Source organism: Acetobacter fabarum, from assembly GCF_022483405.1.
Taxonomy (GTDB): Bacteria; Pseudomonadota; Alphaproteobacteria; order Acetobacterales; family Acetobacteraceae; genus Acetobacter; species Acetobacter fabarum.
The window spans coordinates 1619384-1637068 of the sequence record NZ_JAKVNI010000001.1 but is presented as its reverse complement, the minus strand read 5'-3'; the positions used below and the strand labels follow the sequence as shown (position 1 = coordinate 1637068).

Below are 17685 nucleotides of genomic sequence, written 5' to 3'. Positions count from 1 at the left end.
GCTTTGCAGTATTGAAGATAAAAGCCCTTTAGCCTTAACTTTGTCACGCTTATGAGGGCATAAATCATGCGTTATTCTAATCTATGTTGGATTAGCGCGACGTGCGATCATGCAAGACAAGGCAGATAAGGTATGTTAGACGAAAAACACAATTGCTGGCGGCATCATCATGGCCTGCCGCATGTAAGTCGGATTGGGAATTGTTGAGATAGGCAATTGTTTTGTTTAGAAAAAACAAGGAAACTCCTCAGAAAGTAGCTGTCGTCAGCGGTGCATCCGGCGGCATTGGGCGTGCTTTGTGCCTTCAGTTGCGCCAGCGTGGGTACCGGGTCATTGGCCTGTCACGCCAGAACGCTCCGGCAGCCGATACAGCTTATGTTGACTGCATGCTGGCATGCGACCTGACCGATTCACACTCCATCAATGAAACTGCCCGCACAATCGGGCAGACCAGTGCCAGCGTTGATCTCTTTATATTCTGTGCTGGCGTTATTTCTCCACAGTCCGTGGCGACCTTGGAGCATGCTCCGGTTATTGAGCAGATCCAGACCAATCTGCTCGGCGTTATGCTGCTGACTAATGCCATTCTGCCAATAATGGCAAAAGACTCCCACATTATTTACGCCAACTCCATGGCGGGCATTTTTCCTCTGGCGGGCAGCAGCGCCTATACGGCCTCCAAATTTGGCCTGCGCGGTTTTGCTCTGGCACTGGAGCAGGAGCTCAAGCCACGCCATATCCGGGTGTCCTCCGTATTCCCCGGCAGCGTCAATACGTCCATGCTGGCGACGGAAATGGAACGTGGCGGGTCGGTCCTCAACTTCATGTCTGCCCCACAGGAGCCAGAAGCCATTGCAGCGTGGATTCTTTCCTCCCATGTGCGCAAACATGTTGAGAACTTTCCGTCCAGCTTTGACAGGCTATTTTGCAGTCTTTTCCTCTGGTCGCCCGGCTTCCTGCGTCTTTGCCTGCCATTGATGACAGCATGGGCCAAATCCCGCCGTGCACACTACAGAAAAAGCGACAAGACCACTTAAGTCAGATCCCCCGCCTTTTACGCATGCAGCGCGGGGGCAGAACCAACACACCACAAAAAATTAAGGCATCAACGCCGGGCGGGCTGCTTTTACCCTTGCCCGCATGACTCATGCGGCATCTGTTAACCCATTAATCACGCGGCGTAGCAGTTCCAGCAGATGTGCGCTGTCTTCCCCCACCAGAGCCGCGTGACTTCTGGCATTGATTGCCGCAACGGCCGCCGCAATATCGGGCAGTCTTTCCTCCGCCAAAGGCGATAACGATATAAACGCACTGCGCCGGTCCTTCGGGTCTGGTGTGCGTTGGATCAGCCCATCCCGTTCCATACGGGCGAGGGTTTTGGCCATGGTGGACTGCTCTACTGCGGCAAGCTGTGCCAGGTCGCGTTGTGCCAGTGGTTTGCCATCCGCCAGAGCAAAAAATACCGGCAACTGCCCCGACATAAGCCCGAACGGCCGCAGAGCATCATCCATCTCCCGCGCAAAAAGCCGTGCGGCCCAATTGATCATATAACCAAGGGACTGTTCCCGGGGCTGCCATTTATGTGGCTTGCTATCTATATTCATGGCTAGCTATATTTGATCTCTCAGCTTCATTCATGCAAGGACGATAGCATGCAGACGGTTCTCCGCCATATCCACCCTCTGGCGGGGGGATTGGCCATTCTGTGCATAGCCACTTTTATGGGCAGCACCCTTGTTGCAGAACTCCATGGTAACCCACAAACCATTATCATCACCAAACGTGCCATTCTGTGGGGGCTGCTGGTGCTGGTTCCCTGCCTCGCACTCACTGGTTTTTCTGGCTACCAGATGGCAGGCGGGGCACCGCGCGGGCTAGCACTGGCCAAATTCAGGCGCATGCGGGTCATTGGGGCCAATGGTCTTTGTGTGCTGGTTCCCTGCGCGTTTTTCCTCGCCTTGCGCGCATCTGCACAAACATTCGACGGACTGTTTTATGGTGTGCAATTACTCGAACTTCTGGCAGGATCCGTAAACCTTGCACTCCTTGGCATCAACTTTCGTGACGGAGTGCGAATGGCGCGTGCCTGAACCTGTAAAAACAGCATTCTGCCGCACAGAACATTTTGCATGGCCAAACCCTGATGCGCTGCAAAAATATGTTGTATGTTAAAAGACAACCGCAAGTGTCAGGGTTTTAGAATGTCCCGTGAGAATTTTAATGAACTCCTTTCCTTTCTTGCGGTTGCTCAGGAAAGAAGCTTTACACGTGCTGCTGCACGGCGCGGCGTAACGCCCTCGGCCCTAAGCCATACCATGCGGCTGCTGGAAGAAAGGCTGGGAGTTACACTGCTGACCAGAACAACCCGGCGGGTTGTTCCCACAAGTGCAGGGGAATACCTGCTGAGCAACATTCAGCCGTTATTTGACGAAATTGAAAATAAAATTGCCAGTCTGGATGAGTTTCGTAGCGCACCGAGAGGTGAGCTGAGAATTACCGCGACAGATGAAGCTCTGACGTATTTTCTACGCCCAAAACTAGCCAACTTTCTTAAAAAATACCCTGATATTTCCATAGAAGTTTCAACCGACATGAAACTTGTCGATATTGTTGATGAATCCTTTGATGCAGGGATCAGACTGGGCGAGATGGTTGCACAGGGTATGATGTCCGTCCCTGTTTCCCCCGCCATTGAGTTTGTAGTTATTGGAGCCCCCAGCTACTTCAGGGAACATCCGGCTCCCAAAAAGCCCAATAACCTGACTGAGCACAATTGTATTGGTGTTAGGCTACCAACCTACGGAAAGCTTTATAAATGGCTTTTCCGGCAGAATGGAAAAGACGTTAAATTCCAGCCAAGCGGGCAGTTTATTTGCAATAATGTGTTTTCTGCGCGGGATGCCTGCCTGGATGGCATAGGGCTTGCGTACCTGCCAAGGGTTGTGGTGGAAAGCCATATTGCATCAGGCGAGCTTGTTCCTGCGCTAGAAAAAATCTGCCCCACCCATATGGGGTTCCATCTTTTTTACCCACGGCATAACCAGTATTCCATGCCGCTGGCTCTTTTTATCGAAGAAATGAAACTGGCATGATGCCACGCAAGGGCATGCGTAAACCCCGCATACCCTTGCATATACACAGCCGCTTACGCCCCTAGCAGGGGGAGCTGTTGCATCATCTGCTGTAAATTCAGCGCATCCCACGGCATATGCTCGGCAATTGTCATGCCCACCACCTGCTTTTCGGTCATGACCTCCCCGACCAGTTTCAACACATCTGGAATATTGAGCTTTCCTTCCGCCACATCACCAAAATCGTGTTTGCCACGGCCGGGCTTTGCAAACAGCAGGGAGCGGAAATTGTGAGGGTCCAGCACATCCAGGTCCAGATGAATGGCCAGAACTTCAATACCGCTATCGTTGAGCCATTGCATAACGGGTTGTGCACCCTCCCGCACCTGCTGGGGTGAGCATGTGCGAATGCCGTGCTCGGCAATAAACCGGGTCTCATACGGCAGTGGGTCATGAATACCCGCGATCATGACATTTTTGGCCGCTATGGGCTGCTTGACCGCATTGGTCAGGTCAGGGTCACCATGGCCCATAAGGGCACCCAGCACATGCGCATGTGCGTTTTTATACTGTTCGGGGGTCTGCACGTCCGGGTGTGTATCAATCCACAGAACACCCAGCTTATCCCCGTATTGTTCTGCCAGCCAGGCAAACGGAGCAAGGGATACCAGACAGTCCCCACCCAGCACAGCAATGGAGCGGGGCTGATGGCGCGCAATAATTGCCTGTGCCGCCTTGATCTGTTTTACAAGAACGCTGCGCCCGCGCATGTCGTTTTCCAGCGGCAATGGGGTATCTGTCGGGGCATCAACAGGTACTTCCTCAACCGGTCCGTGGGATGGGGGGGCCAGCCATGCCAGCAATCGGGACCCCAGATAATATGGTGGGTTATCCCCACCCTGCCATTGCGGAAAAATAAGACGCAGTGTGTTCTTGTCCGGTTTTGACACGCACTCTCTCCCAAAACGATCAGCACGAGAGCGCCTGTATTAGACTTGGCAGGTTTGATCAGATCATCATGCCGGCCCGGCCTGTGTTACGGCCTAGCGCTCTCAGTCCTGAGTATTTTTTCATGAATAATATGCATTTCATAGAACTATATTGCTGAGTTTTATTCACAATAATCCTGATAAATCAGGCCATAGTCACGCCTGATACTTATACCGTAAAATGAAGTTTGGCAGGGCACTCCAAGCAACCAGTCATTTGCGACATTACTGGTCAATATCATGAGACATGATTTTCTGATGATCAGCCGCGCATAGGCCGTGATCCCCCAGAACCTGAATAACCCGGCATGTCTGCACTGTGCCACAGGTGCATTGCGCGACCATACGCTCAAGTTCTCTATGCAGGGCATTCAGCCTTACAAGGCGGTGTTCCACCTCCGCCAACTGGCGCTTTGCAATGGCATCAATGGCCTCACAGCTCTGGTCGGGGTCATCCGACAAGGCCAGCAATTCCCGAATATCGTCCAGCGGAAAACCCAGCTCGCGCGCATGGCGGATAAAGTTCAGGCGTTCACGGCTGGTATTATCGTAAATCCTCTGCCCGCCTTCATTCCGTTCCGGCTTGGGGAGCAGCCCGATCTGCTCGTAGTACCGGATGGTTGGCACTTTTACACCAGTCAGCCCAGACAGTTTTCCGATACTCAACATGCAGAATCCCCTTGAACCTCTAGTCACTAGAGGATGTAGCTATCTCATTCTCTCGCGTTGGCACAGGAGGATAAAATGCCGGATACACATGAATGGCTCGTAACAGGGATGGACTGCCCATCCTGCGCTGCAAAAATAAAAGGAGCCGTAGCCCAGCTACCCGGCATTGAAGCAGTTGAAATATCTGTCATGTCCCGAAAACTCAGGGTTACGGCAACGGCGCATGCCACTCCCCCGGCAGATATTGAAAACCGGGTAAAAAGCCTTGGCTACGGTATTGAAGCCATTGCACAGGCAGGCAGCGCACCTAACCCGCACACTGGGGCTGACGAGCACACCACACAAACCGATGCCCCTTGGTACCGAACAGGAAAAGGGCATCTGGTTCTGCTCACCGCAACCTTGCTTGTGGTAGCATGGGGGCTGGCACTTCTGCTGCCAGCTTCCGGGAACTGGCCTTTTATTGTGGCGTGCCTTGCGGGCCTTATACCCATTGCCTTACGGGCTTTTGCCGCCATCCGTGCAGGGCAGCCTTTTTCCATTGAAGCACTGATGACCATTGCCGCAACTGGTGCGCTGTTTATTGGTGCGGCGCAGGAAGCGGCTCTGGTTGTCTTCCTGTTTGCCGTGGGCGAACTGCTTGAAGGCGTTGCCGTAAGCCATGCGCGCGATGGCATTCGGGCGTTAAGCACGCTGGTACCCAAAACGGCCCTGCGCGAAAAAAACGACATGATGGAAGACGTCGCAGCAGCAGAACTTGTGCCCGGCGATGTTGTTATTGTGCGGCCGGGGGACCGTATTCCTGCCGATGGCAAAATTATTTCAGGCACCGGCGGTGTGGATGAAAGCCCCGTAACGGGTGAGAGCATGCCCGTAACGCGTGGGCCGGGCGACCCGGTATTTGCAGGGGCAATTAATAACGAAACAGCCCTGCGGGTACAGGTAACGCGTGCAGCAGCAGACAATACCATTGCCCGGATTATCCGGCTGGTTGAGCAGGCGGAAGATTCACGCGCACCAACACAGCGGTTCATTGACCGCTTCAGCCGTTGGTACATGCCCTCCATTGTGGGTTTGTCCGCGCTGGTTGTGGCTATCCCGCCCCTGTTTTTTGGGCAGGCGTGGTCGGTCTGGGTCTATCGTGGCCTGTCTCTGCTGCTTATTGGGTGCCCGTGTGCTCTGGTTATCTCGGTCCCTGCTGCCATTGCATCGGCTCTATGCGCTGGGGCACGGCATGGCCTGCTTATGAAGGGTGGTGCCGTTATTGAAGCCACGGCGGCGATCAAAACGGTTGCACTGGATAAAACAGGCACCCTGACCATGGGGCAGCCCGAGGTAACGGATATTCTCTGCCTGGATCAGCACTCCACGGCCGAAGTTCTTGCTCTTGCCGCAGCAGTGGAAAAAGCCTCCAACCACCCGCTGGCTCAGGCCATTGTACGCAAGGCGGCAGGCATGGCGCTGCCACCTGTACAGGATAGCCGCGCTATTCCGGGCAAGGGTGTGTCTGCCGTGTTTGATGGGCAGATCATAACAATCGCCAGCCCCCGGCATGCAATGCAGGATGGCGCGTTGTCCAGCACCGCCGCAGCACAGGCCACTGCCACGGAAAGTGAGGGCAAAACGGTTGTTGTCCTTTACACTAGCACGGCTCTGGCACTGATCGGATTGCGGGATGAACCAAGGCAGGATGCGCAGGAAACAATACAGCAGCTCCGCAGCCTTGGGGTTACACCCCTTATCCTGACAGGGGATAACCAACGCACAGCCGCAGCCATTGCAGCCCTGCTGCATGTGGATTACGAAGCCGAACTGCTACCGGAGCAAAAACAGCAGACCATCCGCGAACTGGCAGCACGTGGCCCGGTTATGATGGTGGGGGACGGCATTAACGATGCCCCTGCCCTTAAACAGGCAACCGTTGGTGTTGCCATAGGATCGGGAACAGATGTCGCGCTGGAAACCGCAGACGCTGCCATACTGCGCAACTGTATTACAGACATTCCGGCCCTTATTCGCCTTGCCCGCTCCACCATGGGCAATATCCGGCAGAATGTATCCATCGCACTCGGGTTGAAGGGGGTTTTTCTGGTAACAACCATTATTGGCATGACAGGCCTATGGCTTGCCATTATGGCGGATACCGGCGCCACTGTTCTTGTAACCCTGAACGCCCTGCGGCTTTTACGCACAAAACCCGCAGGGCTTGCCCAAAAAAGTTAAGAGAGCCTGCCCCCTGCCCTTTGATGCTCTGGCAACAAAAGACAGCGGCAGAATAAGCATGAGAGCAAGGATCACCCACCTATACTCTCATGCCTGCGCGTGTCCCCATCATGCGCTTTTATGACCAGACGCCACATAAACAGCTGCATGGCCATGGTTTCAAAAACTTATGACAAATCCTTATAAGTCCCAGAAAGAAAAGTCCTTAGTATTTATTAAGCTGCTGAAGCGTATCCGATGGTGTTTGCAGGCCTGAATACTGCATGACACCAAATGTCATCGTGGCATCTGGCGTAGGGAGGTCTTTCTGCCGCCAGCCCCCACCCAGAGCACGGATCAGCCCGACTGTGCTTTGCAACGCGCGGGCCTGCACCTGCACCCGGTCAATCCGTGCATCCAGTGTGTTGACCTGAGCAATCAACGCATCAAGGTAATTGTCAGCACCACCTTTATACAAAGTCATGGTCAGGGTCTGGGCTTTTTCCGCCGTCCCTACCGCCTGCCCCAAACGCTCGGTTTCTGCCCGCAGTCGGTTGGTCATGGAAAACCCGTTCTCTACATCCGCAAAGGCGGAGAGCACGGTCATGCGGTAATGATCCAGCGTTTCGCGGTAGACGGACCAGGAATGCTGCAACTGGGCACGGCGCAACCCGCCCTCAAACAGAGGCATGGAAACAGACGCCCCATAAGACCACATGCTGTTGGCCAGATTAGCCAGGTTGAAGCCATTGGAATCAAACCCGCCATTGGCGCTAAAAAACACATGTGGATAAAACGCCGCACGGGCAATACCAATAGCCCGGTTTGCCTGTGCCATACGCCTTTCCGACGCGGCAATATCGGGCCTGCGTTCCAGCAGATCAGACGGCAGACCCGCAGGAACATTAGGTTCTGCATTGCTCAGATCATCCACCGGCTGGATATGAAAGGTGGATGGCTGCTCATTGACCAGCACGGCAATACCGTGTTCCAGCACGTCCCGTTGGGCCTGCACGTCCAGCAGGCGGGCCTGTGTCATGTAAAGCTGGTTCTGCGCGCGGGCGACATCAATGCCGGTGGCATTCTGGTTATCCAGCCGTGTCTGGGTAACGTGTAACGCCTGCTGATAATAGGCAATGGACTGGGTATAAATGGCGTGCTGGGCATCCAGCCCCCGCAGGGCAAAATAATCCGTTGCCAGTTCCGCCTGCAAACTGAGCCGTGCGGCGGCATAGTCTGCCGCCTGTTCCTGCGCATAGTATTTCTGCACCCTGACCCGGTTACGAATACCAGACCAGATATCCGGCTCCCAGCTTGCAAGGCCGGAATAGAACTCATCCGTTGCAGTAATCGGGCCTTTGTAGCGGAACAGCCTGTCTGCCGAGCTTTTATTGTCGCTTGAGCCAAACGCCATGCCAAAATGCGGCAAAAGGTCGGAGCGCGCTTCCATGACAATAGCGCGGGATTGCGAAAAACGCTCCGCAGCAGCCTGAAGGTCAGCATTGTTGGCCAGTGCTTCCTGCTCAAGCCCGTTGAGCACGGTATCATCAAACAGGGTCCACCAGTCTGGTTTCAGCGCCACGGTGCTGGGGGCCGCATCCTTAAAAGGCCCCTGCCCGTGCCAGGAGGCCGGCACAACATAATGTGGCGGCGCATAACGGGGGGCCAGATCGCACGCACTCAGCGCACTCAGGGAGAGCAGCAGGCCCGCCCGCGCCGCCAGAGTACGCACAGGCAGAGGACGAAAATATGCAGATATATGTTTCATTCGTCATCATCCCCCTTTGTTTCCGCCGTTGCGTTGGGTGTGCTGAGGTAGCCCTGCTCCGGCTCCACGGGCCTGACCTTGCCCCCTTCCATCAGATCGGCGGGCGGGTTGTTGATAATCCGATCATCGGGGGCAAGACCTGCACTGACCTCCGTATAGGCATCCGACATGCGACCCACGGTTATGTTCTGGTAATGCGTAATCTGCTGCGCATTGACCGTGGCAACCTGCATACCGTGTTCCTGAAACACCAGTGCGCCAGTGGGAATGGTATAAACCCCCTTGCGGGCCGGAGCGGTCAGGGTGACGGAAGCAAAACTGCCCGGCCATAGTTTTTGTTCCGCATTGTCGATGGAAAACTCCGTAATGACCGTACGGGTGTTGGGGTCAAAACCTTTAGCAATCGTCAGGAACTTTGCTTCGAACACGGCATTGGGGAACTGTGGAACGGACACCTTTGCCACCAGTCCGGGCTGGAGGATGGAGGAAAATGTTTCCGGCACGGATACAAACAGGCGCATGGCATGGGTGTCCGCCACGGTAAACAGCTCGCTGGCTGTGCCGTTTGCATTCATGCTGCCGCTCCCGGCCCCCACATAATCCCCCACGTTGATGTTACGCGCGATGACCACGCCATCAAACGGTGCTTCAATGCTCTTGAAGTGGATCATGGCCTGATACTGGGCCACCTTGTGTTCGGCTGCTTCCAGCTCTGCCTTGGCGGACTGTTCATTGGCGTTCTGCACGGAAACAGACTGGCCAGATACAGCCTGCGACTGGCCCATGGACCGCCAGCGGGTGGCGGTTATGGCAGCAAGGCCGTATTTGGTCTGCGCTACCTTCAGGTCCGCCTGCGCCTGTGCGTATTCCGCATCCAGCCGGGGCGTATTGATTTCGGCCAGCAGATCACCCTTTTTAACGACTGCGCCGTAATCGCGGTACCACATTTTTACATAGCCAGAGACCTGCGCATACATGGGCGCTTCGTACCATGCGCTGATTGTACCCGGTAAGGACATGGTCACTGTTGGTGGTGCGGGTGTGGGCTTGACCAGCGCAACATCGGGCACCCGGTCATAGGCGGCATCCTGCTGGATGCGCACGGTATTATGGGCGCGCTGGACCAGCAGATACGCAATATCCGCCATCATGACAGCCGCGAAGAAAATAATGACAATTCTGCCTTTGCTAGCAACAAACATCAGACAGTCTCCTGCTGGTTAGCGGCATCCGTGCTGGATGGCCGGGCCGGACGATGGTGGAAAATTGCATAAACACAGGGGACAAAAAGCAGGGTGGAAACCGTAGCCACCACCAGCCCGCCAATAACCGCCTTACCGAGTGGCGCATTCTGGGAATTACTGATGGCCATTGGCACCATGCCGATGATCATGGCCGAAGCTGTCATAATAACCGGGCGGATACGGCCAATACCGGCTTCAATTGCTGCGGTCGCGGCACTGCGATGCATGGCAAAGCGCTCCTTGGCGAAGGACACGACCAGAATGGAATTGGCCGTGGCTGTTCCCATGCACATGATCGCACCTGTTAGCGCAGGCACGGAAAGGCGCGTATGGGTCAGGAACAGGCTCCACGCAATACCCGCCAGAGCCCCCGGCAATGCCGAGATGATAATGAAAGGATCAATCCAGGACTGGAAGTTGATCACAATCAGCATATAAATCAGCAGGACCGACACAACGAGACCGGCAATAAGCTCCACATAAGCGCTATACATGGTGGTGGCCTGCCCGCGGATGTCCACCGCCACACCGCGTGGCAGATCGCTTTGTGTTGCAGCGATTTCCTGCTTGACCCGGCTGAGAACAGAACCAAGGTCGGTAAACTCGGTGGAAACGTAAATATCTATATCAGGCATAGAGTTATAATGAGACACCTGCCCCGGCGTACCGATGGGCGTGATGGTGCTGATGCTACCCAGCAGCTGCATATCCTTGCCTTCGGGGTCGTTGTCCCCCTTATCCACCGGAATGGTCAGCAGGTTGTTGTAATGTGTAAGCTGGTCCTGGGAGACATAGACATTGAGCGGGAAGGTAATGCCGGTTTTGGGGTCAAGCCAGTATTGTGGGTCGACTGTCTGACTACCCGAGAGAGTCATGAGTTCGTTACTGGCAATATCCCCTTCGGTCATGCCCGTGGCCTGACCAAATGTGCGGTTCCCCTGCACAAACAGCGTTGGCGTGGCCATGGTCTGCTGGATTGTCGTATCCACCGCGCCGGGTATGTGCCGCAGGCGGTTCACCAGCAGGCGGGCATAGCGGTAGTTATCCCGGATATTCGGGCCTGATACCTGAATATCAACCGGGGCGGGGGAGCCAAAGTTAAGGATTTTTTCCGTCAGGTCCGCAGGCTGGAATGTAAAGACCGTGCCGGGAAAACTGGCCGAAAGCTCACGCCGCAGCAGAGCGCGCTCATCCCATACGGGGGAAAGCTCGTTCTTGAGCGTGATGCTCAGATCGCAATCCTGCGTGCCAATTGTGGGTGTTGGAATAAACGCCTGATTATGCGGACCTTCCGGCAGACCGCAGTTGTTGATCACCCCTTCCACCTGACCGGGCAGAAGCTGCTCGATACGGTCATCCACCAGACTGGCTATGCGCCCTGTGGTTTCAATCCGGGTACCAAGGGGCACGCGCATGTGCATCTGCAACGCACCGGATTTAACCTCGGGGAAGAAGTCCTGCCCCACCACCGCAAACAGGGCGAGGGAGAGAACAGACACACCCAAAAACACAGCCACAAACCTGTGACGCCGGGTTACCACACGTTCCAGCACCCGCCCGTAGCGGAGCTTGAAGGCATGGAAAGCATGTTCAAACCTGTTCTGGAACCGGCCAAAAACACCTTTGGGCAAGGCTTCATGTTCATCCCCATGCAAACCGGAATGCACCTGCCCTGCCAGCAGATATTTGGCCATGGTCGGCACCAGTGTGCGCGACAGGATGAACGATGCCAGCATGGCAAAAACAATGGCCTCGGCCATGGGCATGAACAGCCACCCTGCAACACCACTCAGGCGGAACAGCGGGGTCCACACAATGCAGATGCACAAGGTGGCAACCAGCGTGGGAATAACGATCTGGTTGGCAGCATCGATAATCGCTGTTTCCAGATCCTTGCCCATTTCCAGATGGGTATCGATATTCTCGATCATGACGGTCGCATCGTCCACCAGAATACCCACAGCCAGAGCAAGGCCACCCAGTGTCATCACGTTAATGGTCTGACCAGCCCATAGCAGGCAGATAATGGCGGCCAGAATGCACAGGGGAATGGACGTGGCGATAATAATGGTGGAGCGCCACGAACCAAGGAACAGCAGCACAACCAGGCCAGTCAGCACTGCGGCTGTCAGCATTTCGCGCACGACGTCACGGATGGCGTCCTTCACAAAAACCGATGCATCACTCAGGACCGAAATATGCACATCCGGCGGCACAAGCTGCTGGATACGCGGCAACAGTTCCTTGGTTCTGGAAACGACATCCAGCGTTGAAGCATCACCACTTTTCATGACAATGACCTCAACACCCTGTTTGCCTTTTACAAGCACAAGGTTGGTCTGCGGGTGGCCGCCACGGTACACGTTGGCAACGTCATGCACATAAATGACCGAATTGCCCACGCGCTTGACGGGAATATCCCCCAGTTCCTGCATGGAGCGCGGGGTGGCGTTGGTCTGAACCATCCAGTCCGTGCGGTCTATTTTCTGATCCCCGGCGGGCAGAACAATGTTCTGCTTACGCAGGGCGTTCTGCACGTCCATGGCGGAAAGATGGTGCGCCTGAAGCTGCGTCTGGTTGAGCGCAACCATAATAAAGCTGTCCATCCCCCCGTACGCCTGCGGCAGAACCGAGCCCGGCACGGTAACAAGAATGGGGCGGATGCGCGTCATTGCGATCTTGAACAGGTCTGAGGGGGTCTGCTTGTCCGATGTGACCTGCAAGGCCAGAACCGGCACTGAGGACGCATCCAGCCGCATGACCATAGGGGCGGGAATATTGTCTGGCAGCTGTTTGATAACAGTCTGGGAAATAGCCGTAACTTCGGCTTCCGCCTCACCAATATCCGTTCCGGGCTGGAAGTAGATATTGACGATACTGCGACCGTAATACGAACTGCTCTCCATGTGTTCTATGCCCTCCACGGTGGAGGTCACGGCCAGTTCGTAATTATAGGTTATGCGTCCGGCAAACTCCTCTGGCAGCATGCCGCCATATGTCCACACAACAGACACAACAGGCAGCTTGATGTTGGGAAACACGTCGGTTGGCGCACGCAGTACGGACATGACGCCAAATGCGAGAATGAGCAGAGAAAGGACCACAAAAGTATAGGGCCGTTTCAATGCGGTTATGACGATAGCATTCATGCGTTCCCAGTTCTCGATGGATTGTGGTTGGGATTGGCCTGAAGCTAGGAATTTTTTATTCAAAAATCTGTTAGAAAAAATTTTATTGATATAAAAACAAAATTAATATGTACGCACCGCCTTAAGCGGGAATAAAAATTATTTCCGGAATATACATGATATATTCATATGTTTTCCTGTTCTATGAACACAGAAAACCACAACATACCAGGCAGAGCGCAGCCCCTATAGGAGGGTGATGGCACAGGCATCCAGTACGCTGCACCAATAGCGGCTCATGCCTGAACGGGTGCCAACTCAACAGCCAAAAGGAACAGGCTGTTTGATACCCAGTATATTTTTATAAGAATAAGGAATGGCGGAGAGATAGGGATTCGAACCCTAGGTACGATTGCTCGCACAACGGTTTTCGAGACCGCCCCATTCGACCGCTCTGGCACCTCTCCGTGGGGATGCGTTATAGGTGCGCTGGCACAAATACGCAAGTGCTATCCGCAGGAACATGTACTGGCTTCCTGCACCATATCCCCAAGGCTTATGGCCGAACCAACCGCGCGCGCATCCCCGCCGCCATTGGCCATATTATGGCTGCTCAGGCATACCCTGCGCGCAGGCTGGTCAAGATATGTGTCAAACATCCATATTAAGTGAGGGTTTATGTGTATGTTCAGACCCTTACCGCATGTGTTTGCGTCTTGACGCTGTGCGCTATCTGGTGCAAGTCAGCGTGCACTATACATGTCCTTACCAAACGCTGAATAGAATTGAGGTGTATTTGTGGTAGCCGGGTTATGGTGCCCGCTTCCCAAGAGGAAAGAGCCGTAGCTTGACCTATGTGCCTGTGCAGCCATTTTTTTTCGATATGACAGACCAGCAGAAACACCTTCAGAGTCTGGGGCGCGGTCCTCATGGCGTGTCGGCACTACAGACACCGCCACAAAGCGCCCTTAAAACGCTGAAAGTGGTTTTCCTGCTGATTGCCCAGCCGCACCAGACGCTCCACTCGCTCCCCATCGCCTTTGAAATGGCAGCCCGCCACCCCAATGCGGAAGTGCATGTGGCCTGTCCAACCCAGAACCATCTGGATTACGCCCGCTCGCTCGGCCGGCTCTACCCGGCGGCAAAGGTCATCTACGACCTGCTCCCCATTCCCGCATGGCTTGGCAGGCTGGTCGAGCGTAATGGCCATGGTCCGCTCGAGCGGCTGGCTTCCCTGTTTTTCAGCCGCCATTACTTCAATCAGTTTCAGGCCATTGTGGTGCCGGAGCGGACATCGCTCTACCTCAAGCGCATGGGCGTGACCAAACCCCTGTACATCTGGACCCGCCACGGTGCAGGCGACCGGGCCATCGGATTTGCTGATGACATCAAGCAGTTCGACTTTGTGCTTCTTTCGGGCAAAAAAGTGGAACAGAGGCTGCTTGAACGGGGCCTTATAACCCCCGGCGAATACCACATGGGCACCTATGCCAAGTTCGACATCGTGGAGCGTCTGCACAAGCAGCAGGCCAGACTATTTGATAACGACAAACCCGTTGTGTTGTACAACCCGCATTTTTCACGCGGGCTGACATCATGGTACCAGTTTGGCGAGGCAATCCTGAACTACTTTGCCAATCAGGATCATTATAACCTGATCTGCGCACCGCATTACCGCCTGTTCAACGGCCACAAAAAACAGGCTGAAGCACTGGTCAAGCGCTTTGCCAAATACCCCAATATCCTGATCGATACCGGCAGTACCCGCAGCATAGACATGACCTACACCATGGCGGCGGACCTTTATCTGGGGGATGTCAGCAGTCAGGTTGCCGAGTTCCTGATCCGGCCCAGACCGTGCATTTTCCTCAATGCGCATCACGCGCACTGGCAGAACAACAAGGACTACCGGTTCTGGACACTGGGGCAGGTCATCGACACCCCCGATGAGCTGGGCCACGCACTTTCCGTTGCCTTTACCCGTCAGGATGAGTTTGAAGGCAGGCAGCGCGCTTATGTTGCTGAAACCTTTGAACATCAGGACAAAAGCCCGACATCCCCCGGAGCGGCGGATGCCATTATGCGCTTTTTGCAAAAAAAGGTCTAAGTCCCTCCCTGCTCCTGCAAGCATGCCCAGCGTGCTTGTCCCTCGCCTATTGGTATGATCCGTGCAAAAATCGCGCCGATGAAAATCGCATATATTATAAACTCCGTGGAAAGCGGTGGCGCGGCGCTACCCGTTCCGGCCATTACAAAGGTCATGCGGGACGCAGGGCACCATGTTGAGGTTTTTGCCCTGACCCGGCGCAACGGTCTGGCGATTGAACCGCTGGAAAATGCTGGGCTTACACTCCATATCCGCCCCGGCACACGCAAGGACCACCTCCCTGCCCTGCGCTGGCTGCACAAGCAAATGCGCGCCTATAAACCCGATGTTATCTGGACATCGCTCAGCCGGGCCACATTACTGGGGCAGATGGTTGGACAATGGCAACATATTCCCGTTGTAAGCTGGCAGCATTCCGCCCGCCTCAAACCCCTGAACGCAGCCCTGTTACGCCGCTTTAAAAACAGAAGCGCCCTGTGGGTGGCCGATTCCTCCTGTGTGGCAGAACAAACACGCCGCACGCTGGGTGTTACACCCGACAGGCTTGTGGAATGGCCCATCTTCAGGGCGGACCCCGATGTTCCTACCGCAACCCCCTGGCAGCCGGGCACGCCTGTACGCATTGGCACGCTAGGGCGGCTGCACCCGGTCAAGGGGTATGACACGCTGTGCGCAGCCATTGCCCTGCTGCAAAACCGCCCTGACCTCCCCCCTTTTGAAGTCCTGATCGGTGGTGAAGGGGAAGAACGCCCCCACCTTGAGGCACTGATTGCCAAAGGCCGGCTCCCCATACAGATCCTGGGCCATATTAAAGACCCATCGGTTTTTCTGTCCCGGCTGCACCTTTATGTCCAACCTTCCCTGTGGGAAGGTTTCTGCCTGGCCGCGCATGAGGCCATGCTGGCATCCCTGCCGGTTGTTGCTTCCAACGCGGGGGAAATCCCGTCTTCCATTACCCCGCAAACCGGCCGCATTGTGCCACCGCAGGATAGTGCAGCCCTTGCCAGTGCGCTGGAAGACCTGCTCAAACAGCCCCAGCATCTGGCGGATATGGGCCAACATGCCCGCGCTACAGTACTGGCCCGTTTTGGCGCGCAGCATTTTGACCGGATCGGCCGGGACATTCTGGCCCGCGTTGAGCAGATTGTGGCCCATAACATAAAAACCACAATGGCCTGATCCTGCCCTGAAGATTGCATTCTTATGCCATAAAACCCTGTCAATTTTAGAACCTGAAATTTCAGCACTCTGTAAATCTGACCAGAAAGACTAGTCGTGAAAATTGCCTTTATCTACATTGCCGAGCCATACCAGTGCTACCACACGGCAACCGTGGCGAGCGCGCTGGCGGCAATGCCGGGCAATCAGGTAACTGAGTATTACAGCTTCCCCGACACACCATTACATCTGCAACGCATCAGGCGTTCGCTCGATTTACCAGACCTGCCCCTTAAGCCCTTTCCCAAATCATGGAGGGCAAAGGCACTCAAGCGCGCCAGACGCCTTGATCAGGAACGTACCCTTGTTCTGAAAGAAAATGTTGACGAGCTGAATACGTATGATGCGGTCATTGCAACAGAGTATTCAGCCGGCATTTTAAAGCAGATGGGGCTGAATAAACCAAAGCTCATTCTACTCATGCATGGGGCCGCAGGGCGTTACGTAAAAGACCAGAACCTGATAGACCAGTTTGACCTGACCTTACTGTCCGGCCCTAAGGAAGAAACTTTTTTCAAAAGCCATGGGCTGCTGCAAAACCATGCCAGCAAAATTATCGGCTATCCGAAGTTCGATGTTTTTGCCGCCATGCGCCACGAAAAGCCCATTCATTTTGCCAACGGCCACCCTTTTGCCCTTTACAACCCCCATTGCCAGCGATCCCTGACATCTGCCTCCAGATGGATGATGCCGCTTATCAAGGGATTTCGGGCACAACTGGACAAACCCGAGGGGTATAATCTGGTGGTGGCCCCCCATATCAAAATGTTTCACAAGGGGTTCGGGTTTAAGGCGCGCGCCTTAAAACGGCAGGAAGGGCCGGGTATTCTGGTTGATACCGGCTCACCTGCAATGCTGCACATGACATACACGTCTCAGGCTGCCCTTTATATTGGGGATGTCAGCAGCCAGATTTACGAGTTCCTTGCCATTCCCCGCCCCTGCGTTTTTTTAAACCCCAACAAAATCGCATGGAAGAATGACCCGCACTTTGTATACTGGACCTTGGGCGACGTCGTAGAAAACCTGCACGACCTCATGCCCACCATAGCCAATGCGGCAAAGCGCCACGCCCTGTACCGCCCTGCGCAGGAAAAGTTTTTCCAGGACGCCTTCTGCGCCCCCCTGCTTGGTGCTTCGCAACGTGGGGCCGAGGCCATCATGCATTATCTGGCCCCGACCTGAGCACACTCTGCCTGTGGGAACATTAAAGGCTGGCGGAATAATGGCTTTTATTGTCCATACAATGCATGGCCGGGATCATTCCCAGACATCGGGGGTTCAGGTCA

At 54.8% G+C, this 17685-nt stretch carries 14 protein-coding genes and 1 tRNA gene; 7 read left to right on the top strand and 8 right to left on the bottom strand.

The window, feature by feature from the left end; translation table 11 throughout:
* The first annotated feature begins 221 nt into the window (after positions 1–221).
* Positions 222–1037: an SDR family NAD(P)-dependent oxidoreductase gene (locus LKE65_RS07670; RefSeq protein ID WP_278740897.1), complete on the top strand. Its 816-nt coding sequence runs from the start codon at positions 222–224 to the stop codon at positions 1035–1037.
* Between the two features lie 108 nt (positions 1038–1145).
* Here LKE65_RS07670 and LKE65_RS07665 read toward each other — a convergent pair whose 3' ends face one another.
* Entirely contained in the window at positions 1146–1511 is a 366-nt protein-coding gene (locus LKE65_RS07665; RefSeq protein ID WP_278740896.1) for a MarR family winged helix-turn-helix transcriptional regulator, read from the bottom strand.
* A 141-nt stretch (positions 1512–1652) separates the two neighbouring features.
* Between LKE65_RS07665 and LKE65_RS07660 the strand changes: the two genes are divergently transcribed.
* Together LKE65_RS07660 and LKE65_RS07655 are read left to right on the top strand one after the other, a co-directional pair.
* The gene (locus LKE65_RS07660) at positions 1653–2090 is read left to right on the top strand and encodes a hypothetical protein (protein ID WP_278740895.1); all 438 of its coding nucleotides are present in this window, start codon (positions 1653–1655) and stop codon (positions 2088–2090) included.
* 75 nt (positions 2091–2165) lie between these two features.
* Positions 2166–3092, top strand: coding sequence for a LysR family transcriptional regulator (locus LKE65_RS07655; RefSeq protein WP_278740894.1), 927 nt, complete (start codon positions 2166–2168; stop codon positions 3090–3092).
* A 53-nt stretch (positions 3093–3145) separates the two neighbouring features.
* Here the strand turns inward: LKE65_RS07655 and LKE65_RS07650 are convergent, their stop codons facing one another.
* Both LKE65_RS07650 and LKE65_RS07645 read right to left on the bottom strand, forming a co-directional pair.
* A complete protein-coding gene (locus LKE65_RS07650) occupies positions 3146–4021 on the bottom strand; it encodes an arginase family protein (protein WP_253527961.1) in 876 nt (291 codons plus the stop codon).
* 264 nt (positions 4022–4285) lie between these two features.
* Positions 4286–4729: a MerR family transcriptional regulator gene (locus LKE65_RS07645; RefSeq protein ID WP_278740893.1), complete on the bottom strand. Its 444-nt coding sequence runs from the start codon at positions 4727–4729 to the stop codon at positions 4286–4288.
* 75 nt (positions 4730–4804) lie between these two features.
* Between LKE65_RS07645 and LKE65_RS07640 the strand changes: the two genes are divergently transcribed.
* A complete protein-coding gene (locus LKE65_RS07640; RefSeq protein ID WP_278740892.1) occupies positions 4805–6952 on the top strand; it encodes a heavy metal translocating P-type ATPase in 2148 nt (715 codons plus the stop codon).
* 205 nt (positions 6953–7157) lie between these two features.
* On the opposite strand, the gene LKE65_RS07635 is transcribed toward LKE65_RS07640, so the two are convergent.
* The 5 genes from LKE65_RS07635 to LKE65_RS07615 form a co-directional block, all read right to left on the bottom strand.
* Complete coding sequence (locus tag LKE65_RS07635; RefSeq protein WP_095350223.1) at positions 7158–8699, bottom strand: efflux transporter outer membrane subunit; 1542 nt, start codon at positions 8697–8699, stop codon at positions 7158–7160.
* Positions 8696–9901 (bottom strand): efflux RND transporter periplasmic adaptor subunit, encoded by a 1206-nt coding sequence (locus LKE65_RS07630; RefSeq protein ID WP_086645567.1) that lies wholly within the window; start codon positions 9899–9901, stop codon positions 8696–8698. Before LKE65_RS07630 ends, LKE65_RS07635 begins: the two co-directional genes overlap by 4 nt.
* A complete protein-coding gene (locus LKE65_RS07625; protein WP_278740891.1) occupies positions 9901–13092 on the bottom strand; it encodes an efflux RND transporter permease subunit in 3192 nt (1063 codons plus the stop codon). Before LKE65_RS07625 ends, LKE65_RS07630 begins: the two co-directional genes overlap by 1 nt.
* Positions 13093–13448: 356 nt before the next feature.
* A tRNA-Ser gene (locus tag LKE65_RS07620) sits at positions 13449–13538 on the bottom strand.
* Positions 13539–13580: 42 nt separating this feature from the next.
* Positions 13581–13730: a hypothetical protein gene (locus tag LKE65_RS07615; RefSeq protein WP_278740890.1), complete on the bottom strand. Its 150-nt coding sequence runs from the start codon at positions 13728–13730 to the stop codon at positions 13581–13583.
* A 317-nt stretch (positions 13731–14047) separates the two neighbouring features.
* Here LKE65_RS07615 and LKE65_RS07610 point away from each other — a divergent pair, with 317 nt between their 5' ends.
* The 3 genes from LKE65_RS07610 to LKE65_RS07600 all read left to right on the top strand — a co-directional run bounded on the left by LKE65_RS07610 (position 14048) and on the right by LKE65_RS07600 (position 17581).
* Positions 14048–15178: a CDP-glycerol glycerophosphotransferase family protein gene (locus LKE65_RS07610; RefSeq protein WP_095349331.1), complete on the top strand. Its 1131-nt coding sequence runs from the start codon at positions 14048–14050 to the stop codon at positions 15176–15178.
* A gap of 78 nt (positions 15179–15256) precedes the next feature.
* On the top strand, positions 15257–16357 hold the full coding sequence (locus LKE65_RS07605) for a glycosyltransferase (protein ID WP_278740889.1): 1101 nt from the start codon (positions 15257–15259) through the stop codon (positions 16355–16357).
* 96 nt (positions 16358–16453) lie between these two features.
* Positions 16454–17581: a CDP-glycerol glycerophosphotransferase family protein gene (locus LKE65_RS07600; RefSeq protein WP_278740888.1), complete on the top strand. Its 1128-nt coding sequence runs from the start codon at positions 16454–16456 to the stop codon at positions 17579–17581.
* The last annotated feature ends 104 nt before the right edge of the window (positions 17582–17685 follow it).

Coding starts and splice junctions, on each gene's coding strand:
- LKE65_RS07615 (WP_278740890.1), bottom strand. CDS start 13,730: ATGTTTGACACATATCTTGACCAGCCTGCGCGCAGGGTATGCCTGAGC.
- LKE65_RS07605 (WP_278740889.1), top strand. CDS start 15,257: ATGAAAATCGCATATATTATAAACTCCGTGGAAAGCGGTGGCGCGGCG.
- LKE65_RS07655 (WP_278740894.1), top strand. CDS start 2,166: ATGTTAAAAGACAACCGCAAGTGTCAGGGTTTTAGAATGTCCCGTGAG.
- LKE65_RS07640 (WP_278740892.1), top strand. CDS start 4,805: ATGCCGGATACACATGAATGGCTCGTAACAGGGATGGACTGCCCATCC.
- LKE65_RS07625 (WP_278740891.1), bottom strand. CDS start 13,092: ATGAATGCTATCGTCATAACCGCATTGAAACGGCCCTATACTTTTGTG.
- LKE65_RS07635 (WP_095350223.1), bottom strand. CDS start 8,699: ATGAAACATATATCTGCATATTTTCGTCCTCTGCCTGTGCGTACTCTG.
- LKE65_RS07665 (WP_278740896.1), bottom strand. CDS start 1,511: ATGGATGATGCTCTGCGGCCGTTCGGGCTTATGTCGGGGCAGTTGCCG.
- LKE65_RS07645 (WP_278740893.1), bottom strand. CDS start 4,729: ATGTTGAGTATCGGAAAACTGTCTGGGCTGACTGGTGTAAAAGTGCCA.
- LKE65_RS07660 (WP_278740895.1), top strand. CDS start 1,653: ATGCAGACGGTTCTCCGCCATATCCACCCTCTGGCGGGGGGATTGGCC.
- LKE65_RS07630 (WP_086645567.1), bottom strand. CDS start 9,901: ATGTTTGTTGCTAGCAAAGGCAGAATTGTCATTATTTTCTTCGCGGCT.